Here is a 24,954-nt window from a genome sequence, read left to right on the forward strand (position 1 = left end):
CGTCAGCCCTCCTTCCGGGTGCGCGGGTCCAGCAGCAGGTAGCCGATGTCCGCGAGCAGGTTCGCCACCAGCACCGCCAGCGTGATCACCAGGAACACGCCCTGCATCAACGGGTAGTCCTTCCCGCCGATGCCCTGGAACAGCACGTATCCCAGGCCCGGGTAGGAGAACACCATCTCGACCAGCAGCGCGCCACCGACGATGAAACCCAGTGACAGCGCGAAACCCGAGATCGACGGCAGCACGGCGTTGCGCGCCGCGTAGGCGAACATGATCCGCTTCTGGGTGAGTCCCTTCGCCCGCGCGACGAGCACGTAGTCCTCGGCCGTCACGGTCACCATCATGTTGCGCATGCCGAGGATCCAGCCGGCCACCGAGCTCACGACGATCGTGACGCCGGGCAGCACCGCGTGCTCCAGCACGCTGCCGATGAACTCGCCGGAGAACTCCGGCACCAGCCCAGGTGCGTAGCCGCCGGACGCCGGGAACAGCGGCCACGTCACGGAGAACAGCGAGATCGCGATGAGCCCGAGCCAGAAGTACGGGATCGACGAGAGGAACGTCGTGACCGGGATGAGGTTGTCCATCCACGACCCGCGCTTCCAGCCCGCGTAGACACCCAGCAGGGTGCCGAGCAGGAACGCGATGACCGTGGTGACGCCGACGAGGCCGAGCGTCCACGGCATCGACTGCGCCAGCACGTCCGCGACCGGCGTCGGGAAGAACGTGAACGACAGCCCGAGATCACCCCGGAAGAGCGAGCCCCAGTACTCGACGTACTGCTGCCAGATCGACTTGTCGTCGTCGAGTCCGAAGAGGACGTACAGCGACGCCATCGCGTCGCTGTTCAGGCGGCCACCGAGCTTGGTGATCATCGCCTGCACCGGGTCGCCGGGAAGCATGCGCGGCAACAGGAAGTTGACCGTGATCGCCGCCCACAGGGTCACCAAGTAGAACAGCGCACGGCGGAGCAGGAACGTCATGCCGCCGCCTCCGCGTACAACCAGCAGGCCGCCCAGTGCCCGTAGGAGTCGACCTCGGTGCGCGGGGGTGCCTCGGTCCAGCACCGCGTCTGCACCTTGGGGCAGCGCGGCGCGAACGGGCAGCCGGTCGAGACCTGCGCGGCCTCCTCCAGCGGCGCGTCCAGCGCGACGACGGCCCGTTCCGGGTCGGGCGCCGACTCGATCAGCAGCTGCGTGTACGGGTGGGCCGGCCGCTGCGTCACGGTCTCGCTGTCGCCACCCTCGACGATCTGGCCGCCGTACATCACGAACGTCTCGTCCGCGAAGTACCGGGCCGACGCGATGTCGTGAGTGATGTAGAGGACCGCGAGCTTGAGCCGTTCCTTCAGGTCCAGCAACAGGTTCAGCACGCCGAGCCGGATGGAGACGTCCAGCATGGACACCGGTTCGTCGGCGAGCAGGACCTCGGGGTTCGCGGCGAGCGCCCGTGCGATCGCGACGCGCTGCCGCTGACCGCCCGAGAGCTCGTGCGGGTACCGCGAGGCGAAGTCGGCGGGCAGGTTCACCCGCTGCAGCAGTTCCTCCACCGTCTCCGGCCGCTTGTGGATCTTCAGCGGCCGGGTCAGGTGGTAGCGGATCGTGTGGACCGGGTTGAGCGATGCGAAGGGGTCCTGGAACACCATCTGGACCTTGCGCCGGTACTCCCGGACCCTGCGCACCTTCTCGCCGTCCAGCAGGATCTCGCCGGAGGTGGGTTCCACGAGCCGCGCGAGCAGCTTCGCCACCGTCGACTTGCCTGATCCGGATTCACCGACGAGGGCGGTCACGCGCCCGCGGCGCAGGACGATGGAGACGTCCTGCACCGCGCGCACGCGCTTGTAGGTCTTGACCAGACCTTTCGCTTCAAGCGCGACTTCATTCATGGTTAAGATCCCGCGGGCTTCAGCTTCATGACGATCTGGAGGGCGTTGGGCAGGGTCGCCTGCGGCGGACCGTACGGGTCCTCCTCGGTCGGCCAGCCGACCCAGTTCTTCGTGCTGTACTCCGCGCCGATCGGGCCGGCGGAGGTCGGGATCATGGGGACCTGCTCGACCATGATCTTCTGCAGCACCGCGAGGGCCTTGGCCCGCGCCGCGTCGTCGGCGGCGTTCGCGTACTCGGCCAGCGCCGTGGTGGCCTCGGGGTTGTTGTAGCGCCCGAAGTTCACCGCCGCGGTCTGCCCCATCGGCTTGATCTCCGCGCCGTCCATGATGTTCTGGTACATCTCGTACGGCGTGGCACCGGTGTTGGTCCAGCGCAGCGAGCCCTGGAACTGGCCGTTGGCGAAGTCGGTCGTCCACGCGTCCGCGGTCTGCGTGCGCACGGTCGCCTCGATGCCGATCTTCTTCAGGTCGCCCTTGATGATGTCGAGAACCGTCAGGTAGTCCGACCAGCCGGACGGGTTCGTGAGCTCGAGGGTGACCGGCTTGCCGTCCGGCGCCTGGAGCACGTCGCCCGCGTACTTGAAGCCCGCGGCGGTGAGCTTCTGCTTCGCACCGTCGACGTCGATCTTGAACTTCGCGTCCTTGTACTCCGGCGCGAGGAACGAGTCACCGGCGGGCAACGGCATGCCGGTCTTCGACTCGAGCTTCGGGAACAGACGGGCCTCACCCTTGACGAAGATCGCCTCGCGGTCGATCACGTCGCTCATCGCGGAGCGCAGCGCGGCGTTGTCGAACGGCGCCACCGTGGTGTTGAGCCACAGACCGTGGATGCCCAGGCCGGCCGGGAACCAGAGCTTGTGGTTCGCCGGGTCCTTGTCGACGTAAAGCTTTTGGTAGTCCGGGATGAAGACGTACGACCACTGGCTCGCACCCGACGCCAGCGCGGTGGTCTGCGCCGTGTTGTCGTTGTACGAGGTGTACTGGATCTCCGGGACCTTGGGCAGTTCCTGCCAGTACTCCGCACGCCGCGCGATCGTCACGGTCTGCGAGGTGAACGACTTCAGCTCGTACGGACCGGTGCCGACGGGCTTCGGGTTCGTGTAGGTCGTCGGGTCCTGGATGGTGCTCCACACGTGCTGCGGGATCACCATCGCGCTGATGACCTTGTTGCGGTTCACGAACTGCGGGCTCGCGAACGAGACCTCGACCTTGCCGTCTGCCGTGGCCGTGGCGGTCTCGACCTTGAGCGAGTCGCGGTTGTTGAGCGCCGGCCACTTCTTCAGGATCTCGTACGAGAAGGCGACGTCAGCGGCCGTGAGCGGCTTGCCGTCGGACCACTTCACGTTCTCCCGGATCGTGAAGGTGACCTTCTTGAAGTCCGGCGTCCACTCCCACTTCGTCGCGAGCCACGGCACCGGGTCCTGGGCCGGGCGCGTGTTGTTCACGAACGCCAAGGGCTCGTAGATCTGGTAGCGGTAGCCGAGCGAACCCGCCGCCGACGTGGGCAGGAACGGGTTGTGGTTCTCGGTCAACGGCCCGTTGGGCATGCCCACGGTCAACACACCGGAGGCCTTGCTGGAACCGCCGGAGGAGCAACCTGTCGCCGCGAGCGCCAGTGCCAACGCGACGATGATTGTTCTGCGCATGGGGGAATCTCCCGATACGGAGCATGAGAGCGCTCTCTCATGCGTACGGCGAACTCGCCAGGCCGCATGCGGTGGCCTGGCGTGTCCGTTCAGTTGTGGTGGAGCGGGTGATTCTGGTGGCGTGGCTCAGAACGTTGCCGGTGTATTCGCGTTCAGACGGATGTGTCGTGGTGCCGCCCCCACGTCCTCGTACTGGTTGTACGGGGGCGTGGGGGCGGTGCCGCGACGGATCCTGCTGGGCGCGGATACGCCGCCAATGTTCTGCGTCACGCCACTAGGGCGCGGATTCGCGCACGATCAACGAGGTCGGCAGCACCAGCGGGTGGTCGGGCATCGGCTGTCCCTCGAGCGTGGAGAGCAGCATCCGCGCGGCGGCGGCACCCATCTCCTGCAGCGGCTGGCGGATCGTCGTCAGCCGGGGTTCGGTGTGTCCCGCGACCGGGACGTCGTCGAAGCCGACCACGGACACGTCACCGGGGACGGTCCTGCCGGATTCTCGCAGCGCCCGCAGCACACCGACCGCCGAAAGGTCGTTCTGCGCGAACACGGCGTCGAACGGGATCCCGCTCGCCACGAGCTTGTCCACGGCGACTTCACCACCCTCGGTGGTGAAGTCGCCGTCGACGACGAGATCCGGGTGCAGCGTCAGGCCCGCTTCCGCCAAAGCGAGCCGGAACCCGTCCAGCCTCGCCTGAGTGCACCCGAAGTGCGGAGGTCCGGTGACGACGGCGAACCTGCGGCGGCCTGCCGCGACGAGATGCCTCGCGACATCCGCGCCTCCCTGCCGGTTCGTCGTCGTCACCGAAGGGAACTCCGGGTGCGAGCCGCGGTCGTCGATCATGACGACCGGCAGGCCCGCCCGGTAGAGCGTGGAGATGTAGTGCAGCGCGTCCGGCGGCTCGACGACCAGCAGGCCGTCGAAAGCGTTGGCGGACACGTGGTTCGCGAACTGGTTGAGCGACTCCGGCCCGCGGTTGAGCGTGTAGAGCAGCAGCCCGTACCCGTCGGCCTCGAGGGTGTCGACGATGCCTTGCAGCACCTCACCCATCCACGGCCAGGTGAGCGAGGGCGCGAGCATCGCGACGGTCCGGGTACGCCCCCGAGCGAGACCGACGGCACGAGCGCTGGGCACGTACCCGATCTCGTCGATGACCTTGCGAACCCGTTGCGCCGTAGAGGCGTCCACGTCCGGCTTGCCGTTCAGCACGCGTGACACGGTCGCTTTGGACACCTGGGCGCGTTGGGCGACCTCTGCGATCGTGACACGCATGCCGAACTTCCTTCCGCCGCCTCTGGAACCGGTTCCGTAACCGGTTCCGACGAGGTGTGACGGAGTCAACAGCCTCACCTGAGGATTAGTCAAGACTCTTGCCGGAAGTTCGTGAGAGCGTTTCCACAGCAGGGTGCATCGATGCAGGTAGGACACCATCGAGTGACCTGAATTGAGATGCCTTGATCGATTCGTCCTTCCGTGTTTCGCTACTCCGTTCGGCGCACCGCCAGCGTCTCAACTCATCGTGCACAATCAGGACCATGGGGGTTGTCACGGCGGTCAGCCGCAACGAGGAGTACACGTTCACCAAGCCCACCCGCGAGAGCATCACGTTGCTCGCCGGCCTGGGCATCGAGGGCGACGTCCACCAGGGCGTCACGGTCAAGCACCGGTCCCGCGTCGCCCAGGATCCGACACAACCGAACCTCCGCCAGGTGCACCTGATGCACTCCGAACTGTTCGACGAGCTCCGCTCGAAGGGCTTCTCCGTCGAACCGGGCGAGATCGGGGAGAACGTCACCACCCAGGGCATCGACCTCCTCGGCCTTCCGACCGGCACGCTGCTGCACCTGGGCCCCGAGGCCGTCGTGGAAGTCACCGGCCTGCGCAACCCGTGCATCCAGATCGACGGCTTCTCCAAGGGCCTGCTCAAGGAGGTCGTGGGCAAGGGGCCGGACGGGGAGCTGGTCAGGCGCGCGGGAATCATGTCGATCGTGCTGGTCGGTGGCGTCGTGCGGCCCAGTGACGAGATCCGCGTCGAACTCCCGGCGGAGCCGCACCGCCCGCTGGAAAAGGTCTGACGACACAAGACCACCCGCACTCGCCAACGCAGGACAACCACCTACGGCACCTGGCGTGGCGATGCGAACGCTGGAACCGGGGCCAGCCGCCGCGACCGCACCCGGACGCGGCAACGCCTATTCGTTCCCGAAGTGGTCGTCGAGGATCACCGAGATCGTCCGAGGCGCCTCAACGACCGCCAGGTGCGCCGCGTCCCCGACCACGTACAGCTCCGAATCGGGCAGCTCGTCCGCGATCTGCCGGACGAGCTCGGTGGGCGTCGCCTGGTCCTGAGCCGCCGCGATCACCACGGTCGGCACGTCGATCTTCGCCAGATCCGCGCGGAGGTCCATCTCCCGCACCGCTTCGACGCAGGCGAGGTACGACGCCGGATCAACCTTCAGCAACTCGCTGCGGAACCGCGCGACGACGTCCGGCGGGCACAGCGGCGTGAACCACCGCGACAGGACCTTGTCCGCGGCGGCCTCCATCCCAGCGCCACGCACCAACGAGATCCGCTCGGACAACCGTGCCTTGTCGGGAACATGGGCGGTGGTGCACACCAACGCCAGCCGCGAGATCCGATCGGTGTGCGCGGCGAGCCACATCCCGACCATCCCGCCCAGCGAGACCCCGCAGTAGTACACCTGGCGCAATTCCAAGTGGTCCAACAGTTCCACCACGTCCCCGGCCAGGTCCGCGATCGAGCACGGCCCGGGAACGACCGGGCTCAGCCCGTGCCCGCGGTGGTCGAAGCGCAGCACCCGGAACGGCAACGAGAAGTCGTCCCACAACGAAGTGGTCGTGCCGAGCGCGTTGCCGAGCACCAGCACCGGCGCGTCCTCCGGCCCGGTCAGCGTGTGGTGTGCGAGCACGGCGTCACCTCCTCGCAAGGCCCCGACAACCGCGAGTCTGCCTGGGCTTTTCCCCGCCCGCACGACGAATCCCGTTCACAGCTTCACGCGAACCGACAACCACCGGCCTGGCCCCCGCCGAAACACCGTTACGGGGAGCAGAATGGATGCCTGCCGCAGCCGTCGACCGCACCGGGAAGCCGATGAACTCCGTTGCTCCGTTCGCGCACGAAGCCCTGTTCTACCGGGACGAGGACACCTTCCTCTCCGGTACGGCGAGATTCGTGGCGGACGGCGTCGACAGAGGCGAGCCCGTGCTGGTGGCGGTGCCCGAGGTGAGCATCGCCCCGTTGCGCGCGCGGCTGGGCGTTGTCGCGGACCAGGTGCACTTCATCGACATGACCGAGGCCGGGCGCAACCCCGGCCGGATCATCCCCGGTGTGCTGATGGCGTTCAGCGCGAGCACGCAACGCCGGTTCCGCGTGGTCGGGCAACCGATCTGGCCCGGCCGCACCGAGCTCGAGTACCCGGCGTGCGTGCAGCACGAGGCGTTGATCAACACTGCGTTCGAGGGACGGCAAGGCGTCATCCTCTGCCCGTACGACGCGACGGCGCTGCCCGGACACGTGCTGGAGGACGCGCGGCGCACCCATCCCGTCGTGATCGACGGCGAGCGGCGGGTGGCGAGCGCGTGGTACACCGACCCCACCGCGCTCGCCGACATCTACAACGTGCCGTTACCGCCGCCACCGCCCGGCGTCGAGGAGCACCAGTTCTCCGTCGGCACGCTCGCGCACATGCGCAAGCTCGTGTCGGCCCACGCGCACTGGTTGCGGCGCGAGCAGGTCGAGGACCTGGTGCTCGCGGTGAACGAACTGGCCACGAACAGCATCCTGCACGCGTCCGGCCGCGGGGTGCTGCGGCTGTGGCGGGAGGGCGACACCGCCGTGTGCGAGGTGAGTGACGCGGGCGCCGGCTTCCCGCCGTCGTTCACCGGCCTGTCCGGCTTCGGGATCGTGATGGTGAACCTGTTGTGTGACCTGGTTCGCACCCACACGAGTCACAGCGGTACCACCGTTCGAGTGTACTTGGGGCGGTAGGGAGTCGCCGCCATCTCATCGCAATGCGCGCGACACGAGGACCTGTTTTCCTTGCACGGATATGACAGACCACCTCTCCCCCCTCGACATCGCTTTCCTCGCGATGGAGGGCGACTCCAATCCCCTGCACCTGGGCGCGGTCGCGACCTTCGCACCGTCCACTCCGGTGCATCCGGCCCGCATCGCGGCCGTGCTCTGCGAACGGGCGCAAGAGATTCCGCGCCTGCGCCAGCGCGCTCGCACCTCGATGCTGGGCGGCGCGCGCTGGGTCGAGGATCCCGGCTTCGCGCCCGAGGACCACGTCTTCACGCACCACGTGCGTGGCCGTGATCGTTTCGCCACCCTGGTCTCGCACCTGATGGCGCAGCCGCTCGACCTCGCGCGCCCGCCGTGGGAGCTGCACGTCATCACCGGCCTCGCGGGCGGCCGGTTCGCCGTCGTCGCGAAGCTGCACCACTCGCTGTGCGACGGCATGAAGGCCGTCGGCCTGGGAATTCAGCTCTTCGACCCGTCGCGGCTGTCCATTCCGGACGCTCCGGAACCGGCGGCGAAGTCGATCATCCCGTCCCTCCCGTCGCTGCGCGGGATCAAGGACACCCTCGACATCGCGTCGAGCGTGCTGATGAACACGCGCCCACCGACGCTGAACTCGCCGGTGCTCACCGCGTCCACCCGGCCACGCCGCGTGGTGATGTCGCGCCTGGATCTCGCGGACGTGCACCGAATCCGCCGCGCGCACGGCGGCACGGTGAACGACGTGTTGCTGGCCCTCGTCACAGGTGCGTTGCGCCACTGGCTTTCCGCGCACGGCAGCGCGGGACCCGACTCGGTCGTGCGGGCCCTGATCCCGGTTAACCAGCGCTCACGCTCCGGCGACGGCGCCTCGGGCAACCAGATCTCCGGTTTCCTCGTCTCACTGCCGGTCGGCGAGGCGGACCCGGCGGAACGGCTGCGGAACGTCCGCGCGCAGATGGAGTCGGCGAAGGCCGCGGGCCCGGACCGGGGCGCGGGCGCGTTGCCCCTGCTCGCCGACAAGGTGCCGCCACTGGTCCACCGCCTGGCCGCGCCGGTCATGGGCCGCTGCGCTCCCCTGCTGTTCGACACGCTGGTCACGTCGGTGCCGCTGCCGTCCGTTCCGCTCGCCCTGGACGGCGCCTCGCTGTGCGAGATGTACCCGGTCGCGCCCGTCGCCCCCGGCCACGCGGTCGGCATCGCGCTGTCGGTCTACAAGTCGTCCGTGCACGTCTGCCTGAACACGAACCAGTCGTGGATGTCGGACGCGCACTGGCTCGACAGCGTGTTGCGCCGCGAGCTCTCGGCCCTGCAGGAGACCAGGGAGCTGGTGGGTTTGCCGAGGTAGGGCCCCGGGCAAACCTGACTTCATGAGCAACACCGTGGTCCTCGACGTGGACGGCACGCTGGTCGACACCAACTACCACCACACGGTGGCGTGGCTACGCGCCTTCCGCGGTGCCGACGTGACCGTGCCCGCCTGGCGCGTGCACCGCGCGATCGGCATGGGCGGCGACAAGCTCGTTGCCGCCGTGGCGGGCGACAAGGTCGAAGAGGACCACGGCGACAAGCTGCGCGAAGCGTGGGAGCAGTACTTCGACGAGATGCTGGACGAGATCCAGCCGCTGGAGGGCGCTCATCGCCTCATCCGCGCGGCGACCGATCTCGGCCTGGCCGTGGTGCTCGCCAGTTCGGGCAAGCGCAGGCACGTCGAGCACTACCTGAAGCTGCTCGACCCCGGCGACGTCGCCTGGACGACGTCCGACGACGTCGAGGACAGCAAGCCGGCGCCGGACCTGATCCAGGTGGCGCTGCGCGAGGTGAAGAGCGACCGCGCCGTCGTCATCGGCGACTCGGTGTGGGACTGCGAGGCGGCCGCACGAGCGGGCCTGCCGTCGATCGGGCTGCTGACCGGCGGGTTCAGCGAGGACGAACTGGTCGACCGCGGGGCTTCGGCGGTGTACCCGGACCTGGACACGCTGCGGGCGGAGCTGTCCGACCTGCCGTTCGCCGTGGTGGAGGAGCCGAACGCCTGACACTCCCCTCGCGGAGCGAAGTCCGGCTCTACGGCTGGGGAACCGCCGTCGGGGTCGGGACCTCCGAAGACTTCTTCTTGTTCTTCTTCTCCTTGCTGGTCGTGGTCGTCGCCCCGGACGGCTCCACCTCACTGGTCTCCACGACCTGGGTGGAGGTCCCCGCGACCACCCCACCGGAGCCGGGCTGCGGTGCCCCCGGCACACCGGGCGCCTCCGAAATTCCGGACGACGTCCGCACCACGGTCACGGTCGACTGCGTCACCGTCACCACCTGGGTCTGCGCGTCCGGCGCCACGGGCTTGTCCGCGGCGGGGGCCTCGCTCCCGCCGGCGAGGTTCGCCACCACAGCGGCGAGCGCGGTGGCCGCGACGACGGCGGCCGTGATGGCCCACCGCTTCCGGGACCGGGGCTCCGGCACGGCAGGCGCCGAGGCGGCGAACGTGACCGCCGCGTCCGGCAGCAGGGCCGGCAGTCCGCGGCTGGCCTCGTGAGCGGCGCTCAACGCCTCCGCGCACTGAGCAGCGGAAGGACGGCGGCTGGGAACCATGTCCGTCATGGCGGACAACAACGACACCCACGCGGCGGGCAGGTCGATGGGAATCCGGGGCGCACGCGCCAGCCGGGCCAGCGCGGCCTCGGCGTCCCCGCCGGGGTACTCGGGCCGTCCGGTCAGGCATTCCAGCAGGACCAGTCCGAGCGCGTACACGTCGGCCGCACCGCCGACGTCCACGCCGCGCACCTGCTCCGGCGAGAGGTATCCGGCGGTGCCGACCAGCATGCCGGACGTCGTCACCCGCGTCACCTCGGCCACCAGCGCGAGGCCGAAGTCCGCGAGGTAGGCCTGCTTCTCGGTGTCGTCGAGCAGGATGTTCGACGGTTTGATGTCGCGGTGCACCACGCCCAGGCCGTGCACGTGGTCCAGGACCTCGGCGATCTGGCTGCCGATCCGCGCCACGAACCTCGGCGGCAGCGGTTCGCGCATGCGCTGGCGCAGTGTGCCGCCGGTGATCTCGCGCATCACGAAGTACGGGCGCCGCGACACGTTTCCGCTGGCGTAGACCGGGATGATGCCGGGGCAGTCCAGCGAGGCCAGCATCGACGCCTCGCGCTGCAGGCGCAGTTCGTCGTCGGGCAGGCCGGGACCCGCGAAGATCTTGATGGCCACCGAGGACGTCGTCGAACGGTCGTACGCGCGGTAGACCTCCGCCATGCCGCCGGACCCGAGGAGCGTTCCGACCACGAAGCGGTTGTCGATCACCGCCCCGGTCAGATCGCCGTCCCAAGGTGCGCTCATGGGCCTCCGCTCGCCTCCGCAGCAACCTAGCGGGTCACCTGGGGTTCCAGGTACCCGGCCAACCTGAAGATCAAACTACGATCAGTCCGGCTTCGATCTCCCGGACCACCGCCACGTCCTGCTCGAGCTGACGAAGATCGGTCGTCGCCAGCACTACCGATCCCAACGACGTCCACAGGTCATCGGTACGCGGCACCATGGAACCTTCCCGATACGCCAGCGCATCACTCCGGTAACTCGGCAAAAGTGAGGCCAGCTCGCCAAAACGCACCGAGTTGCCGAGCTCACCGGCCGCGGGCGACGACAGGTACACCGACTTCACGTGCTGGCGCCGCTCGTACCGGCCGACCAGCTCACCGTCCACACGGTGCCGCACCATCCGGGTGATCTGGCTTTCCCCGGTGCCGAGCAACGTCAGCTCCTGCTGCTCCGCCCCCGCGAGCCGCGCCCCGACCTCGATCAGCCGCGGTCCGTCCGGGGTCATCATGACCTCCACGTGCGCGGGACCGTTGCGGACGCCGGTCGCGTCGAGCACCCGGCACACGTACTCGAACAGCGCGTCGACCACCGGCTCATCGGACGCCACCAGCGTGTTCGACAGGTAGATGCCGAGCCGGTCGCCGCGGCGTTCTTTGGCGTAGCGCCACACCGCGACCAGCCCGTGCTCACCGTCGATCGAGTAGGTGTCGACCTCGTACTCGGTGCCCACCGCGAGTTCCTGCACGAGCACCTTGTCGTTGCGGATGTTCCGCTTGTTAACGCAGCCGAGGATCCGGTCGAACTTCGCCCGCCAGTCGTCGCCGGGCATCGCCACGAACACGTCGTCCGCGCCACCGCTCGCCTGCGGTTTCAGCACGATCGGCGAGTCCTCGAGGTTCTCCCGCCGAATCCAGGCACCGACCTCGTCGACGGAGTCCGAGCTGATCTGACGCAGGTGCGGCACCTCGGCGGTGCGCAGCGCCACGGCCATCTGCCACTTGTCGCGGCGGGCCGACGAGAGGGTCAAGACGTTCGAGCGGCCCGGCGCGATGAGCTCGGACACCGTCTCCGCGGTCTCGACACCGGTCTCGTCACCCGGCACGACGGCGATCGGGTCGTGCACGGCGAGCTTCGCGGCGAGTTCGTCGAGGTCGTGCAGCACGTGGATCTCGCGGAAGTCGTAGGGGTTCCAGGTCGAGGTGAGCTCCGCGAGCGGCTTCTCCGTCGTCAGCACGGCGATCGCGTTCACACCGCGCCGCGCGAACGCGGGGGCGACGCCTCTGCCCGCCGAGAACGGATCCACCACCACGATGCTGCGACCGGTCACCGTCGTCCTCCACGTTCGCACTGAATGAGCAGGACAACCTCGGAGGCGTGAACGGCCATTCCTGTCTCGATTGGGACGAGACGGTCGTCACTCGAACCGCAACTTCTCCCGGACCGGCGTCGTGACGAGGCAGCCGGACGTCGCCCGCCAGAGCCGGCTCAGGCGGACGCGGAGGTCGGTGCCGCCGGTCAGCGCCTGCGCCACGAACTGCAACCCGAGCAACTCGGCCACCACCTGCTCGGCCGCGTGCCGCACGTTGACCTCCGGCCGCAGCTCACCACGTTCGTGCGCCAGCGACAGCAGATCCCGCACCACGGTGACCCAGCCGATGACCTGCGCGGCGGCCGCGACGTCGAAGAACACCGCCTCCCGCAGCAACTTCGCGCTCACCCGCACGGTCAGGTCGGTCTCGAGCCTGCTGACGAACTCGAACGACATCACGATCAGCGCCTGCACCGGTGACGGCTCGACGGCGAGCACCTCGTCGCGCAACCGGTGCCACAGCAGCGACTGCTCCTCGATGATCGCGACGCCGAGTGCTTCCTTGGAGCGGAAGTGGCAGTACAACGCACCTTTGGACACATCTGCGCGGGAGCACACGGCGGTGAGGCTGGAACCGGCGAACCCGTCGCGGTCGAAGACCTCCGCAGCGGCCTGCAACAGTCTCGTCCTCGTGTGCACGGCTCTCTCGCGTTGCGCGCTCATCACCCGGTCCGCGCCAGGCCGGTCGAGACGGCCGCGGCCAGCGTGTCGGGCATGTGCCAGTACTGCTCTATCTCTCCCAGGTGCACGGAGAGCACGGTGGTGAAACGTGTCTGCACCGACTCGCCGGTGGCCTGGACCCGCCAGCGCGCCGAACCGATCACGGCCGCGTCTCCTCCGTCGACGATCACCTGACGGGCCGAGAGCTGCTCCAGGCCGTAGGTGGCGAACAAGGTCAGGAACTGGGCCTCGACCTCACGACGGGTGCGCGTGCCGGACGTCCAGCGGGCGCCGTTCGGTTCGGGCGCCTCCCATTCCACGGCCGGCGCGCACAACCGCGCGATGCCCGGTGCGTCCTGTGCCGCGAGTCGCGCGAGGAACACCTGCACCACTTCCACCGTAGAGAACATTTCCCCACACTAACCAGCCGCTGGAAACGTGAGTGCGCACACCCCATTGGACCAGTTGTGTTTCCTCCGAACATCCGATCAAGTGATTGCATAGGTGTCTGAACTTTCAACGACCGCCGGTATCACCGCAATGCACGGCACGAAACCATCGACTTTGAGGCACTGTGGATGTCGTCCCCCCGTCATCGCAGTGAAACGGAGCAGAACCGTGCTCAAGGCAGCCCCCCAAGCCACAGAGCACCTGGCCACCCCGCCGATCACGGCCCTGATTCCCCAGGCACGGCGCGAGCAGGGCCTCACCCAGCGGGATCTCGCGGACCTGTTGTGCGAGATCTCACAAAACGACAGCGTCACTCGTGAAGAAGTGTCGAGGTGGGAACGCGGCAAACGCATTCCCGGCCCCTACTGGCGCGCCTGGATCAGCGCGGCACTCGACGTGCCGCACGCGGAGGTCGACCGGGCGGCGGTCGCCGAACGTGAATACCGCAGGACCAAGACGGACGACCGCGCCGTCCACCGGGTGAATACTTTGTGATAGTGCGCCGGCCGTCGCAAGAATTGTCCTGAATTCGCTTTCGGCAAGAACCGGCGGCACCGCGCCGCTGCGCGTTCGAAGCGAACAGGCAGACATCCGAGGCCCGCACCTCACCGGGAGCAGGCCTCAGCCGCAACCCGCACGCCGGCTTCGAGCAGCCGCTGACTCGAAGCCGGAGACGGGTGCAGACATCGGTTGACTGGCGGTCGCTCAGTCCCGGACGACGTGGGCCTGGAGGTCCTCCACGAACCGGCCGAGGAGCCGTCCGAACGTCTCCTTGTCCTCCTCGGACCAGTCACCGACGGCCTCGGCGAACCAGCCCAGGACGGCCCCCAGGTACCGCCCGGCCACCCCGGCGCCCTTCTCCGTGAGCTCGACGAGACGCGCCCGCTGGTCGTCGGGGTCGACGACACGGCGGACCAGGTCGGCGCGCTCCAGGTCGTGCAGGTGCCTGGTGACGTGAGGCCCGACGACCTGCATCCGGGTGGCGATCTCCCCCACCCGCAACGGCTGACCGGCCATGCGCAGGGTGATGAGCACGGTCAGGCCGGGCCGGTCGACGGGAATGCCGACCTGTTCCATGGCCCGCTCGACCAGTCGGCTGCGGTTGAGCACGGTGCCCAGTTGCATCAGGTGCGGCAGCATCGCCGCGGGGTCCAGGGCGCTCATCTCACACCTTACTTACCTAACTTAGGTATACGCTTGCCTCAGTCGCTCGCAACCGTAGCGATCATCGCGGCCCAAAAAAGGATACCTAAGTTAGTTATCTGGAGGGAACCATGAGCTCAGTCCTGATCTCCGGCGCCAGCATCGCCGGCCCCGCGCTCGCGTTCTGGCTGCGGCGCCGCGGCTTCGACGTCACCGTCGTGGAGAAGTCCCACACCCTGCGCGGCGGCGGCTACCCGATCGACATCCGCGGCACGGCGCTGGGCGTCGTCGAGCGGATGGGTCTGCTCCCCCGCCTGCGCGAGGCCCACGTGGACACCCGCCGCATCACGTTCCTCGACGCCGGTGGCGACCAGGTGGCGTCGATCCGGCCGGAGACGATCACCGGCGGGACCGGCGGCGACCTGGAGGTCCGGCGCGGCGACCTGGCCGAGATCCTCCACGACGTCGTGCGCGACGACGTGGAGTTCCTGTTCGACAACACCATCGTCACGATGAACGACCACTCCGGCGGCGTGGACGTGACGTTCCGCAGCGGCCTCCGGCGCACCTACGACCACGTGATCGGCGCCGACGGCCTGCACTCGGTGGTGCGCGACCTGACCTTCGGGCCGGAGGAGCGGTTCCACCGCTACCTCGGCTACTGCTTCGCGGGCTTCACGCTGCCCAACCACCTCGGCCTCGAACAGGAAGCCCTGATGTGGAACGAACCCGGCCGCGCCGCCGCGCTGTACGCCGTGGGCACGAACGAGACCGTGCACGGCTTCCTGAGCTTCACCCTCCCCGAGGCGCCGTTCGGCGCGTTCCGCGACCCGCAGGCCCAGCGCGACCTCGTGGCGTCGGTGTTCGCCGGCGACGGCTGGGAGGTGCCGGGGATGGTCAAGGCGATGAACGAGGCCGACGACCTCTTCTTCGACACCGTCAGCCAGATCCGCATGCCGCGCTGGTCGTCCGGCCGCGTCGTCCTGGTCGGTGATGCCGCGTACGCGCCGTCGTTCCTCACCGGACAGGGGTCGAGCCTCGCGCTCGTCGGCGCCTACGTGCTGGCGGGCACCATGGGTGACTTCGGGGCGTACGAGCGCACGATCCGTCCGTTCGTCGAGGCGAACCAGAACCTCGTCGACGTGGGCAACGCGGAACTGTTCCCCGGCACCGCCGAGGCGCTGGCCGCGCGCAACGCCGCACTGCGTTCGCGCGAGACGATGCCCGCGGTCGTCCGTCCCGAACACTCGGCGCTGACCCTGCCGGAGTTCGCGCTGCTAGGCGAGTGACAGCTCGTCCACAGGCGACTCACAGGATCCAGCCCCAATCTGGTCGCATGACGGACAACCACGACCGCGGCCTCCAGTTCGACCTCGCCACGCTCTTCGGGCGCCGGCGGGCGTTGTCGCTGCTCGGCGGCGCAGGCCTCACCCTCGTGGCCTGCGCCCCGGCGACCACGACAGCGACGAGCACGACGACGACCACGTCTTCCGCGGCGGAAGGCTCACCGCTGGCGACCATCCCCGAGGAGACCGCCGGCCCGTACCCCGGCGACGGTTCCAACGGCCCGAACGCGTTGACGCAGAGCGGAATCGTGCGTTCGGACATCCGTTCCAGCTTCGGCTCCTCGACCCGCACGGCCGAGGGCGTGCGGCTGACGATCGACCTGACCGTGCAGGACGACGACGGCAAGCCGCTCACGGGCGCCGCCGTCTACCTGTGGCACTGCGACATCAACGGCGACTACTCGATGTACTCGGACCGCGTGAAGGACGAGAACTTCCTGCGCGGCGTCCAGGAGACCGACTCGTCCGGGAAGCTGAAGTTCGTCAGCGTCTTTCCCGGCGCGTACGCGGGACGCTGGCCGCACATCCACTTCGAGGTCTACCCGAGCCTCGCCGAGGCGACCAAGGCCGGCAACAAGATCACGACCTCGCAGCTCGCGTTGCCCGAGACGACGTGCAAGGAGGTCTACGGCACGACCGGCTACACGCAGAGCGTGCAGAACATGTCGCGGACGACCCTCAAGCAGGACATGGTGTTCCGCGACGGCGTCGACCAGCAGATGGCGACGATGTCGGGCGACGTCGCGTCCGGCTACACCGCCTCACTGACCTTCGCGGTGGAGGGCTAGCCACAACTCCGCGCGCAGGCCGGGCGAGTCGAGCGACCTCCTCAGCGCCGACTCCGCCTTGCGAACCCGGTTGCGCAGCGTGTGCCGGTGCACGCCGAGTTCGGCGGCCGCCGGGTCCCAGGAACCGTGGTGGCCCAGCCAGACCCGCAGCGTCTCGCGGGTCTCGGCGTCGAGCGGCCCGAGCAACGCCTCCGTGAACCCGTCCGGGACCTCGAGGGTGCCCGCGAGGTCCTCGAACCTCCGCACGCCCGCCTTCTTCGCCTGCTGGGCCTCGCGATAGCCACGCGCGACCGCCGTGACGTCCACTTCGGACGATGCGAAGCCGTCGGACTCCGTTGCCAGCACGACGATCCGGCCTTCGTGCTCGGCCCAGAAGCCGTCCTCGGGCGGTTCGTCGGCGAGGTGCACGCGGAAGCGATCGGGCAGGCCGTCGACCGGGATTCCGTTCAGCAGCAGGCGGAACTGGCCACCGCGAAGTTCCCTCCTGGCCGCGTCGACCGAGTCGTGCTGGGCGAGCGCGAGGACGAGCAGCGACGCCGCCGTGTTGACGATGCCCGGATCGGGCCTGGCGGTGCCGACCGCCAGCACGCCCCGGGCACGGCTGCCGAGGACCTGGAGGAACACGTGCACGCCGTCGAGTTCGAACGCGGCACTGGCCAGGCCGCCCGCGGTCCTCAGCCGGGCGAGTCCGGCGGTCAGGTCCGGGACCAGGCGGGGGTTGTGTGCGTGCACGGGCTGCCCGGACGCGTCGAGGAGCACGGCCCAGCCGTCGATCCACTGACCGAGCCTGCGCACCACTCCCTCGACACCGGCCCGGACGGCGGCCCTGGTGAGTGCGCGCTGGGCATCGCTGGTGCGGGTGAGGGCGGCGTACTCGTCGGCGGCGAGGGCCTTCGACACCGCCTTGCTGATCGCGATGAACGGCACCGCACGCGGCACCTCGACGAGTCCGAGCCCCGCCTCCTCCGCCGCCCGCACCACAGGGGCCGGCACGACGTCGTGCCCCAGCCCGGTGCCGAAGCCGAGCCCGACGACCCCGGCGCGCACGAGCCGTTCGACATAGCCGTCCCGCAGCGCGTGGAGACCCGTGGTCAGGAGCAGCTCACCGCCCTCCAGGAACGGCGTCGGGTCCTCCAACTCCGTCCCGTGCACCCACCCGACCGGCTTCGACACGTCTCCCGCCAGCACCGGCAGCGCCAGCTTCCCCGCCAGATCCCGCACCGTGATGGGCATGTGCCACTTTGTACAACCATCTGCCCGGAGATCGCCATTTCAGCCACTGCGCACCGCGCTGACCAGGGTCATGCTGAAGCTCATGACCCGACTGCTGCCCAAGAAGCGACTGGTAACCGCGATCCCCGGTCCCAAATCACTGGAACTCCAGGCGCGACGCAAGGGCGCCGTCGCCGCCGGGGTGGGCTCCACGCTGCCCGCCTACATCGACTCGGCCGACGACGGCCTGCTGATCGACGTCGACGGCAACCAGCTCATCGACCTGGGCTCCGGCATCGCCGCGACGAACGTCGGCAACCCCGCGCCCGCCGTCGCCGAGGCCGTGCACGCGCAGATCGACAGGTTCAGCCACACCTGTTTCATGATCACGCCGTACGAGAGTTACCTCGAGGTCTGCGAGCAGCTCAACGAGCTCACGCCCGGCGACCACGAGAAGCGGTCGGTGCTGTTCAACTCCGGCGCCGAGGCCGTCGAGAACGCCGTCAAGATCGCCCGGCACGTCACCGGCAGGCAGGCCGTCGTGGTGTTCGACCACGGCTACCACGGCCGCACGAACCTCACGATGGCGTTGACCGCCAAGAACATGCCGTACAAGCACAGGTTCGGCCCGTTCGCGCCCGAGGTCTACCGCGTGCCCACGTCCTACCCGCTGCACGACGGCCTCACCGGCCCCGAGGCGGCTGACCGCGCGATCGCCGCCATCGAGAAGCAGGTGGGTGCCGACAACACCGCCGCGCTGGTCATCGAGCCGATCCAGGGAGAGGGCGGCTTCATCACCCCCGCCGAGGGCTTCCTGCCGGCGATCGCGGAATGGTGCCGTGCGCGCGGCGTGCTGTTCGTCGCCGACGAGATCCAGACCGGCTTCTGCCGCACCGGTTCGTGGTTCGCGCTCGACCACGAGGGCGTGGTCCCGGACCTGATCACCACGGCCAAGGGCATCGCGGGCGGCCTGCCGCTCGCCGCCGTCACCGGCCGCGCCGAGATCATGGACGCCGTGCACGTCGGCGGTCTCGGCGGCACGTACGGCGGCAACCCGGTGGCGTGCGCGGCGGCTCTGGGCGCCATCCGCACGATGCGCGAGCGCGACCTCAACGCCGCTGCCCGCCGCATCGAGGAGACCGTGCTGAGCCGCCTCAGGGCGATCGCGGAGAAGACCGACGTCATCGCCGACATCCGCGGCCGTGGCGCGATGCTCGCCATCGAGTTCACCGAACGCACCCCCGACGTCGCCGCGCGCGTCGCGAAGGCGTGCCACGAACAGGGTGTCGTCGTGCTGACGTGCGGCACCTACGGCAACGTGATCCGCTTGCTGCCCCCGCTGGTCATCCCGGACGACCTGCTCGCCGAAGGACTCGACGTGCTCGAAGGAGCTCTGCTCGCATGATTCCCTTCCACACTCCCGAAGACGTCGAGAGCGCGGTGGCGAAGGCCGTCGCCGTCGCCCCCGAACTCGCCGCGCTGCCCGCGCACCGCCGTGCGTCCGCTTTGGACCACATCTCACGCCGCCTGGCCGAACGCGCCGAGGAGTTCGCGCAGGCCATCAACGACGACTCCGGCAAACCGCTGAAGTGGGCCCGCGTCGAGGTGACCCGCGCGATCTCCACGTTCCGCTGGGCCTCCGAGGAAGCCCGCCGCTTCTCCGGAGAACTGCAGCGCCTCGACACCGACCCGTCCGCCGAGGGCCGTCTCGCGCTGGTCCGCCGGGTGCCGCGCGGTCCGGTGCTGGGCATCGCGCCGTTCAACTTCCCGCTGAACCTGGTGGCGCACAAGGTCGCCCCGGCACTGGCCGTCGGCGCCCCCATCGTGCTGAAGCCCGCGCCGTCCACGCCGAAGGTCGCGTTCCTGCTCGGCGACCTGCTCGCGGAGACCGACCTGCCCGACGGCGCGTTCTCGGTCCTGCACCTGTCCAATGAGGACACCGCGGCACTCGTCGAGGACCCGCGCCTGCCGGTGGTCTCGTTCACCGGCTCCGGCCCAGTCGGCTGGGGCATCAAGGACCGGGTGCCGCGCAAGCACGTCACGCTCGAACTGGGCGGCAACGCGGCCGCGATCGTCGCCCCCGACTGGCAGGACCTCGAGTTCGCGGCGCAGCGCATCGCCACGTTCGCGATGTACCAGGCGGGCCAGTCGTGCATCTCGGTGCAGCGCGTCTACGTGCACACCGACGTGTACGACGCGCTCTCGGAAGCCGTGGTGCAGCACGTGAACAAGCTCGACGTGGCCGGCGACGTGGGCCCGTTGATCAACGACGCCGCCGCCGACCGCGTGGAGGCCTGGGTGCGGGAGGCCGGCGCCACCGTCCTGACCGGCGGCACCCGCGACGGCCGCACCTACGCCCCGACCGTCCTGACCGACGTGCCGGAGGGCTCGAAGGTCGACGCCGAGGAGGTCTTCGGCCCGGTCGTGACGCTGACGCGGGTGGACAGCGTCGAGGAGGCGTTCGACCGCGTCAACACCTCCCGCTACGGCCTCCAGGCGGGCTTGTTCACCACCGACGTGCGACTGGCTTTCCGCGCCGCACAACGACTCCAGGTGGGCGGCGTGATCGTGGGCGACGTGCCGAGCTACCGGGCGGACCAGATGCCGTACGGCGGCGTGAAGGAGTCCGGCATCGGCCGCGAGGGCCTGCGCGCGGCCATGGACGACCTCACCGACCAGCGAGTCCTCGTCCTCACGGGCCTGGAACTGTAACCGGAATTCCGCCGATGCCCGGGTCGTACTTGACCTTGACTGCGATGATTTGCGCGTGGCCGTCACGATCAGGGATGTAGCTCGCCAGGCACAGGTCTCCGTCTCGACGGTCTCGCGCGCCCTGAGCGCGCCGGGCCTCGTGAAGGAGGCCACCCGGCAACGGGTCCTGGACGTGGTGGCGGGCCTCGGCTACCAGCCGAACAGGGCGGCCCGCAGCCTGATCACCGGCCGGACCGGAAACCTCGGCATCGTGGTGCCCGACCTCCTCAACCCGTTCTTCCCCTCGATCCTGCGGGGAGTCCAGACCAGGGCGGGCGAGGCGGGCACCTCGGTGTTCTTCTGCGACAGCAGGGAGGACCCGGACACCGAGGCCGAACTGGTACGAACGATGTCCGCCCAGGTGGACGGCGTGGTGCTCTGCGCGTCCCTGCTCTCCGACGACACGATCGTGGAACTGGCGGCCCTGACCCCACTGGTCCTGATCAACAGGATCGTCCCGGGCGTCTCCTCGGTCCTGATGGACAGCGCCAACGGCATGGAACAGGTCGTGACACACCTGGAATCCCTGGGCCACAAGAACTACGTCTACCTCGGCGGCCCAGCCGCAGCCTGGTCGAACAACCGCAGGATGCAGGGCCTCGCGAACCGCGCACACCTGCTCGGCTCGTTCGACCCGAACTTCGACGGCGGCTACGCAGCCGCAGAACAAGCACTCAGGACCGGCGCGACGGCGTTCATCGCCTACAACGACCTGATGGCCCTGGGCGCACTCGCCCACCTGGCAGCGAACAACGTCAAGGTGCCGGACGAGATCAGCGTGACCGGCTTCGACGACATCCTCTACGCGACGATGTGCTCACCGGCCCTGACCACGGTCCACATGCCGACAGAAGCGGCAGGCGAGGTAGCGGTGGACCTACTGGCAACCCTCCTGGCAGGCGGCCCGGTAGAACACCGCGAACTCCCCACGACTCTCGTGGTCCGAGCAAGCACAACCCACCCGCCACAGCTCTGACCACGCTCCGTTGGAGATCCTGCCCGCCGACACCTCGGTAGGCCGGATCTCGTCAACACGGCCGAGCTTCTCACCGCAGCCCACATCCGCGCGCGACAATTTCCACAACCTCACGCGCATTACCACCGCGAACGAACAAGGGCGAACAAACCCACTCAGACCGCAGGGAGCCACTTCGGGACGGCTCCCCAACCCGGCCGACAGTGCACCCTCTAGTCGTACCCGCGAACGTGGCCATCCTCGTCGGCGAGAATTTCGTACCCGTCCATGCCAAGCTCCTTCTGCTAGGTGTCCGACCCATAAACCGTAGAGCCCAGGACGCATCCTGTGGAGTGAATTTACAACGCAACCGGGCTATCCACCACTAACCCGGAGTCCAAACGAACCTCACCCCCACCACCCAGCCCGCCATGACCTGCATCACACGCCAAGCCCGCCTCACGACTACGCAGAGCCAATCAAGACAGCAACTTGACCAGCACTCTTGCCCACCATGCACCTTCTGGGGGACAAAAGCGTCATGCGATCGATGCTCTCCGTAATCGCCACAGCAGCAGCCCTGCTGTTCCCACTGAGCCCAGCACAAGCCGAAGACCCGGTCACCAAGACCCTGGAACTCATCAACGCGTACCGGTCAATGCACAGCGTGACGCCTCTCTCCCTCGATTCCGAAGTGTCAAGAACAGCGCAAGAATGGGCAACCCACCTACACGACACAAAAGCCTTCGAACACCGCCCGAACAACCCCTACGGCGAGAACCTCTACAAGACCGGCAGGTCCCGATCAATCGATACAGTGATCGTGAAAGCCCTGGAAGACTGGTACGCGGAATCGCAGGACTACGACTACACCAAAGAGATGACGAGGGAGAACCTCGACTACTCAGTGCTGCACTTCACCGCGATGGTCTGGAAGACCTCAGACCGCCTGGGCGTAGGCCTGGCCCAGGGCAGGAACGGCACCTACGTGGTCCTGAACTTCGCAGAACGAGGCAACACCCTCAACCACTTCAAGGCGAACGTCCACCCACCAACCCAACAGAGCGCGACGCCGCAGGCGAGCCGTACGGCTCTTCGTCCTTAGCAGGCGGTCCAGGCGGTGGGGTCCCATCACGAGTCGCGCCATAGCTCTTGCTGCATGCCTGGAGGGGTGTCAACTCGACGCGCTTATTGTCGAGTTGACACCCCTCCAGGCATGTGGCCCGCTCTTGGCTCGGCTCGTGATGGGACCCCACCGCCAACGCAACCCTCAAAGCAACAGGCAGCCGCCCAACGCAACAGGCGTGCCATCAACCTGCTCGTGGCGCGGGCCCCCTGATCAGATTGCCGGGGGTCTGGGGGCAGCGCCCCCAGGGAAAGCACGCAACGCAACCACGCCGCCCGCAAGGTGACCACCCGCCAGGTCGCGGATCGCAAGGTGACCACCCGCAGAGCCAGCGAAACCCACCCCTCACCGCAACCCAGAAGTCTCCGTAACAGCCCTCAAAGCAGCCACCACAGCCGAAAACGGAGGCACCCCAGGCCGCCCCCCAGGCACCTCCCCCAACCACCGAACCGCCCCTCCATCAATCCGAGACGGAGGCAACGGCACCAACGTCCCCAACCGATGGGTCAAAGCCCCCCGAGCCCGCAACCGAATCAAGTTCACCTGAGAAGCCTCATCAGCAGACTCGGTGAGGATCAACCACCGCCCAGGAACCCCACCACGGGAGGGCAACACCACCACCGGCCCCCCAAGCATCCGAACAGACAGGTAGTGCTGCACCTCCCCACCAACCCCGGCAGCCATCTCCACAGCGGACACCGAGTGGTCAGTGGTCAGCAACAACCGGTTCTCCGACCGCAACACCAACCACCCCCACTCCGAAAACCGCTCGAGCGCCCCAAAAAAGGTGTCGAGCCGCGGCAGGACCCCAGAAGGCAGGACCCCAGAAGGCAGTACTCCCTCAGGCGAGTTCATCGATCTCACCCTCACTCAGTCTCAGACGATGTAACCCCGATCACACGATTTGACTCTCCGCCGCCATGAACTCACTATCGGCCCGCCATCGGCACACTCGAACGGGGCTTGAGAGCGTGACTCACCTGCGGGAACGGCATGTAACCATGATCGCGCTGGGAGGCGTGATCGGAGCGGGCCTCTTCGTCGGCACAGGGGCCGGCATAGCCCTGGCAGGCCCCGCAGTCCTGATCTCGTTCGCTCTCGCCGGAATCCTCGCTCTGCTGGTCATGCGCATGCTGGGAGAAATGGCAGCCGAACACCCGAGCGGCGGCGCCTTCTCGGTGCACGCGGAGAAGGCGATCGGCCCGTGGGCGGGCTTCACGGTCGGCTGGACCTACTGGGCAGCAGTGGGCGTGGTGCTCGCGGTGGAAGCAACCGGCGCGGCCAAGATCGCGGCGGGCTGGGTGCCTGCGGTGCCGCAGTGGACCTGGGTCCTGATCTTCATGGCCGCCCTGACCGCCGTGAACCTCACCGACGTCCGCAACTTCGGCGAGTTCGAGTTCTGGTTCGCAGGCCTCAAAGTAGCCGCGATCGTCCTGTTCCTGGCGCTGGGCGCGGCAGCCATCGCGGGCCTGCTCCCGAACGTCGACTCCCCCGGCACGAGCAACCTGAGCGACTTCCTCCCCAACGGCTGGTCCGGCGTGATCGCCGGCTTCATGGCCGTGGTGTTCGCGTTCGGCGGCCTGGAGGTCGTCACGATCGCCGCGGCCGACGCCGAAGACCCCAAGCACGCCGTCAAAAAGGCCGTCCGAACGTCGATGACCCGCTTGCTCGTCTTCTACCTCGGCTCGATGGCCGTGGTCGTGACCCTCCTGCCGTGGAACGACTCCGAGGTAGGCGCCAGCCCGTACGTCGCGGTCCTGAACAGAATCGGAATCCCCGCGGCCGGCCAGATCATGAACGTCGTCATCTTCGTGGCCCTGCTGAGCGCCATCAACGCCACCCTCTACGGCGCCGCACGCATGCTTAGCTCACTCGCTGACCGGGGCGAAGCCCCCAAAGCATTGCTGCGCAAGAAGAACGGCGTGCCACGCAACGCGGTGCTGGCTTCGACGGCGTTCGGGTTCTTCTCCGTGCTCCTCAACTATCTGTGGCCGGACACGGTGTTCCTGCTGCTGCTCAACGCGGTCGGCTCGGCGCTGCTGGTCGTCTGGGCGTTCATCGCCGTGTCGCAGATTCGGTTGCGCCGCACGATGACGAACCCCGCGGTCCCCATGTGGGGTTACCCGTACCTGTCCTGGCTGGCGCTGGCGGCGATCGCCGCGATCATCGTGCTGATGCTCAGCGACGAGCAGGCCCGCGGGCAGATCCTGTCCACGGGCGTGCTCGTCGCCGTCGTCGCCGCGGTGGCGCTCAGCAGGTCGGCCCTGCGCCTGCGCGGCCACGACCGAACGTGAT

23 protein-coding genes are annotated in these 24,954 nt (G+C 68.4%); 12 read left to right on the forward strand and 11 right to left on the reverse strand.

The genetic code is table 11. The features are described 5' to 3' along the window. Positions 1-2: 2 nt before the first annotated feature. The 4 genes from PV646_RS26755 to PV646_RS26770 all read right to left on the reverse strand — a co-directional run bounded on the left by PV646_RS26755 (position 3) and on the right by PV646_RS26770 (position 4,801). Positions 3-983 carry an ABC transporter permease gene (locus PV646_RS26755; protein WP_500344942.1) on the reverse strand — a complete coding sequence of 327 codons (981 nt, stop codon included), beginning with the start codon at positions 981-983 and terminating at the stop codon, positions 3-5. Next, positions 980-1,885, reverse strand: a complete 906-nt coding sequence (locus tag PV646_RS26760; RefSeq protein WP_500344943.1) for an ABC transporter ATP-binding protein — start codon at positions 1,883-1,885, stop codon at positions 980-982. Before PV646_RS26760 ends, PV646_RS26755 begins: the two co-directional genes overlap by 4 nt. 2 nt (positions 1,886-1,887) lie before the next feature. Next, positions 1,888-3,531 carry an ABC transporter substrate-binding protein gene (locus PV646_RS26765; RefSeq protein WP_500344944.1) on the reverse strand — a complete coding sequence of 548 codons (1,644 nt, stop codon included), beginning with the start codon at positions 3,529-3,531 and terminating at the stop codon, positions 1,888-1,890. A 274-nt stretch (positions 3,532-3,805) separates the two neighbouring features. After that, positions 3,806-4,801, reverse strand: a complete 996-nt coding sequence (locus PV646_RS26770; protein WP_089916669.1) for a LacI family DNA-binding transcriptional regulator — start codon at positions 4,799-4,801, stop codon at positions 3,806-3,808. 263 nt (positions 4,802-5,064) lie between these two features. Here PV646_RS26770 and PV646_RS26775 point away from each other — a divergent pair, with 263 nt between their 5' ends. Beyond that, positions 5,065-5,604 (forward strand): MOSC domain-containing protein, encoded by a 540-nt coding sequence (locus PV646_RS26775; protein WP_500344945.1) that lies wholly within the window; start codon positions 5,065-5,067, stop codon positions 5,602-5,604. A gap of 117 nt (positions 5,605-5,721) precedes the next feature. Here PV646_RS26775 and PV646_RS26780 read toward each other — a convergent pair whose 3' ends face one another. Next, positions 5,722-6,459, reverse strand: coding sequence for an alpha/beta fold hydrolase (locus tag PV646_RS26780; RefSeq protein ID WP_500344946.1), 738 nt, complete (start codon positions 6,457-6,459; stop codon positions 5,722-5,724). A gap of 146 nt (positions 6,460-6,605) precedes the next feature. Between PV646_RS26780 and PV646_RS26785 the strand changes: the two genes are divergently transcribed. The 3 genes from PV646_RS26785 to PV646_RS26795 all read left to right on the forward strand — a co-directional run bounded on the left by PV646_RS26785 (position 6,606) and on the right by PV646_RS26795 (position 9,586). Then, the gene (locus PV646_RS26785) at positions 6,606-7,538 is read left to right on the forward strand and encodes an anti-sigma factor RsbA family regulatory protein (RefSeq protein ID WP_500344947.1); all 933 of its coding nucleotides are present in this window, start codon (positions 6,606-6,608) and stop codon (positions 7,536-7,538) included. Positions 7,539-7,599: 61 nt separating this feature from the next. Further along, the gene (locus PV646_RS26790; protein ID WP_500344948.1) at positions 7,600-8,898 is read left to right on the forward strand and encodes a wax ester/triacylglycerol synthase family O-acyltransferase; all 1,299 of its coding nucleotides are present in this window, start codon (positions 7,600-7,602) and stop codon (positions 8,896-8,898) included. A gap of 22 nt (positions 8,899-8,920) precedes the next feature. Next, positions 8,921-9,586, forward strand: a complete 666-nt coding sequence (locus PV646_RS26795) for an HAD family hydrolase (protein ID WP_500344949.1) — start codon at positions 8,921-8,923, stop codon at positions 9,584-9,586. Positions 9,587-9,614: 28 nt separating this feature from the next. Here the strand turns inward: PV646_RS26795 and PV646_RS26800 are convergent, their stop codons facing one another. The 4 genes from PV646_RS26800 to PV646_RS26815 all read right to left on the reverse strand — a co-directional run bounded on the left by PV646_RS26800 (position 9,615) and on the right by PV646_RS26815 (position 13,298). Further along, positions 9,615-10,880, reverse strand: a complete 1,266-nt coding sequence (locus tag PV646_RS26800; protein ID WP_500344950.1) for a serine/threonine-protein kinase — start codon at positions 10,878-10,880, stop codon at positions 9,615-9,617. Positions 10,881-10,950: 70 nt separating this feature from the next. Beyond that, on the reverse strand, positions 10,951-12,186 hold the full coding sequence (locus PV646_RS26805; RefSeq protein ID WP_500344951.1) for an ATP-grasp domain-containing protein: 1,236 nt from the start codon (positions 12,184-12,186) through the stop codon (positions 10,951-10,953). Between the two features lie 87 nt (positions 12,187-12,273). Next, a complete protein-coding gene (locus tag PV646_RS26810; protein ID WP_500344952.1) occupies positions 12,274-12,891 on the reverse strand; it encodes a ScbR family autoregulator-binding transcription factor in 618 nt (205 codons plus the stop codon). Next, positions 12,891-13,298, reverse strand: a complete 408-nt coding sequence (locus PV646_RS26815) for a nuclear transport factor 2 family protein (RefSeq protein ID WP_500344953.1) — start codon at positions 13,296-13,298, stop codon at positions 12,891-12,893. Before PV646_RS26815 ends, PV646_RS26810 begins: the two co-directional genes overlap by 1 nt. Positions 13,299-13,506: 208 nt before the next feature. Between PV646_RS26815 and PV646_RS26820 the strand changes: the two genes are divergently transcribed. Next, on the forward strand, positions 13,507-13,833 hold the full coding sequence (locus PV646_RS26820; RefSeq protein WP_500344954.1) for a helix-turn-helix transcriptional regulator: 327 nt from the start codon (positions 13,507-13,509) through the stop codon (positions 13,831-13,833). Between the two features lie 210 nt (positions 13,834-14,043). Here the strand turns inward: PV646_RS26820 and PV646_RS26825 are convergent, their stop codons facing one another. Next, positions 14,044-14,502, reverse strand: coding sequence for a MarR family winged helix-turn-helix transcriptional regulator (locus PV646_RS26825; protein WP_500344955.1), 459 nt, complete (start codon positions 14,500-14,502; stop codon positions 14,044-14,046). 110 nt (positions 14,503-14,612) lie between these two features. Here PV646_RS26825 and PV646_RS26830 point away from each other — a divergent pair, with 110 nt between their 5' ends. Both PV646_RS26830 and PV646_RS26835 read left to right on the forward strand, forming a co-directional pair. Beyond that, positions 14,613-15,770: an FAD-dependent monooxygenase gene (locus PV646_RS26830; RefSeq protein WP_500344956.1), complete on the forward strand. Its 1,158-nt coding sequence runs from the start codon at positions 14,613-14,615 to the stop codon at positions 15,768-15,770. A 47-nt stretch (positions 15,771-15,817) separates the two neighbouring features. Beyond that, positions 15,818-16,615, forward strand: coding sequence for an intradiol ring-cleavage dioxygenase (locus tag PV646_RS26835; protein ID WP_500344957.1), 798 nt, complete (start codon positions 15,818-15,820; stop codon positions 16,613-16,615). Here PV646_RS26835 and PV646_RS26840 read toward each other — a convergent pair. After that, a complete protein-coding gene (locus PV646_RS26840; protein WP_500344958.1) occupies positions 16,589-17,848 on the reverse strand; it encodes a PucR family transcriptional regulator ligand-binding domain-containing protein in 1,260 nt (419 codons plus the stop codon). The two genes, PV646_RS26835 and PV646_RS26840, sit on opposite strands and share 27 nt — an antisense overlap. 82 nt (positions 17,849-17,930) lie before the next feature. Here PV646_RS26840 and gabT point away from each other — a divergent pair, with 82 nt between their 5' ends. From gabT to PV646_RS26865, 5 genes are all read left to right on the forward strand, one after another. Then, the gene (gene gabT, locus PV646_RS26845; protein ID WP_500344959.1) at positions 17,931-19,232 is read left to right on the forward strand and encodes a 4-aminobutyrate--2-oxoglutarate transaminase; all 1,302 of its coding nucleotides are present in this window, start codon (positions 17,931-17,933) and stop codon (positions 19,230-19,232) included. After that, positions 19,229-20,539 (forward strand): aldehyde dehydrogenase family protein, encoded by a 1,311-nt coding sequence (locus PV646_RS26850; protein WP_500344960.1) that lies wholly within the window; start codon positions 19,229-19,231, stop codon positions 20,537-20,539. The genes gabT and PV646_RS26850 overlap by 4 nt, the downstream gene beginning before the upstream one ends. A 55-nt stretch (positions 20,540-20,594) precedes the next feature. Continuing rightward, complete coding sequence (locus PV646_RS26855) at positions 20,595-21,554, forward strand: LacI family DNA-binding transcriptional regulator (RefSeq protein WP_500344961.1); 960 nt, start codon at positions 20,595-20,597, stop codon at positions 21,552-21,554. A 520-nt stretch (positions 21,555-22,074) separates the two neighbouring features. Continuing rightward, positions 22,075-22,638, forward strand: a complete 564-nt coding sequence (locus PV646_RS26860; protein ID WP_500344962.1) for a CAP family protein — start codon at positions 22,075-22,077, stop codon at positions 22,636-22,638. Positions 22,639-23,579: 941 nt separating this feature from the next. Further along, positions 23,580-24,953, forward strand: coding sequence for an amino acid permease (locus tag PV646_RS26865; protein WP_500344963.1), 1,374 nt, complete (start codon positions 23,580-23,582; stop codon positions 24,951-24,953). Position 24,954 lies beyond the last annotated feature (1 nt).

The sequence above is a fragment of the Streptomyces sp. ID05-26A genome, from assembly GCF_033794685.1.
In the GTDB taxonomy this organism is placed as follows: Bacteria; Actinomycetota; Actinomycetes; order Mycobacteriales; family Pseudonocardiaceae; genus Lentzea.

Bases quoted from the DNA above. Each gene is read 5' to 3' on its own strand.
- PV646_RS26755 (WP_500344942.1), bottom strand. From the start codon at position 983: ATGACGTTCCTGCTCCGCCGTGCGCTGTTCTACTTGGTGACCCTGTGG.
- PV646_RS26760 (WP_500344943.1), bottom strand. From the start codon at position 1,885: ATGAATGAAGTCGCGCTTGAAGCGAAAGGTCTGGTCAAGACCTACAAG.
- PV646_RS26765 (WP_500344944.1), bottom strand. From the start codon at position 3,531: ATGCGCAGAACAATCATCGTCGCGTTGGCACTGGCGCTCGCGGCGACA.
- PV646_RS26770 (WP_089916669.1), bottom strand. From the start codon at position 4,801: ATGCGTGTCACGATCGCAGAGGTCGCCCAACGCGCCCAGGTGTCCAAA.
- PV646_RS26775 (WP_500344945.1), top strand. From the start codon at position 5,065: ATGGGGGTTGTCACGGCGGTCAGCCGCAACGAGGAGTACACGTTCACC.
- PV646_RS26785 (WP_500344947.1), top strand. From the start codon at position 6,606: ATGCCTGCCGCAGCCGTCGACCGCACCGGGAAGCCGATGAACTCCGTT.
- PV646_RS26790 (WP_500344948.1), top strand. From the start codon at position 7,600: ATGACAGACCACCTCTCCCCCCTCGACATCGCTTTCCTCGCGATGGAG.
- PV646_RS26795 (WP_500344949.1), top strand. From the start codon at position 8,921: ATGAGCAACACCGTGGTCCTCGACGTGGACGGCACGCTGGTCGACACC.
- PV646_RS26800 (WP_500344950.1), bottom strand. From the start codon at position 10,880: ATGAGCGCACCTTGGGACGGCGATCTGACCGGGGCGGTGATCGACAAC.
- PV646_RS26810 (WP_500344952.1), bottom strand. From the start codon at position 12,891: ATGAGCGCGCAACGCGAGAGAGCCGTGCACACGAGGACGAGACTGTTG.
- PV646_RS26815 (WP_500344953.1), bottom strand. From the start codon at position 13,298: ATGTTCTCTACGGTGGAAGTGGTGCAGGTGTTCCTCGCGCGACTCGCG.
- PV646_RS26825 (WP_500344955.1), bottom strand. From the start codon at position 14,502: ATGAGCGCCCTGGACCCCGCGGCGATGCTGCCGCACCTGATGCAACTG.
- PV646_RS26830 (WP_500344956.1), top strand. From the start codon at position 14,613: ATGAGCTCAGTCCTGATCTCCGGCGCCAGCATCGCCGGCCCCGCGCTC.
- PV646_RS26835 (WP_500344957.1), top strand. From the start codon at position 15,818: ATGACGGACAACCACGACCGCGGCCTCCAGTTCGACCTCGCCACGCTC.
- PV646_RS26840 (WP_500344958.1), bottom strand. From the start codon at position 17,848: ATGCCCATCACGGTGCGGGATCTGGCGGGGAAGCTGGCGCTGCCGGTG.
- gabT (WP_500344959.1), top strand. From the start codon at position 17,931: ATGACCCGACTGCTGCCCAAGAAGCGACTGGTAACCGCGATCCCCGGT.
- PV646_RS26850 (WP_500344960.1), top strand. From the start codon at position 19,229: ATGATTCCCTTCCACACTCCCGAAGACGTCGAGAGCGCGGTGGCGAAG.
- PV646_RS26860 (WP_500344962.1), top strand. From the start codon at position 22,075: ATGCGATCGATGCTCTCCGTAATCGCCACAGCAGCAGCCCTGCTGTTC.
- PV646_RS26865 (WP_500344963.1), top strand. From the start codon at position 23,580: ATGAACTCACTATCGGCCCGCCATCGGCACACTCGAACGGGGCTTGAG.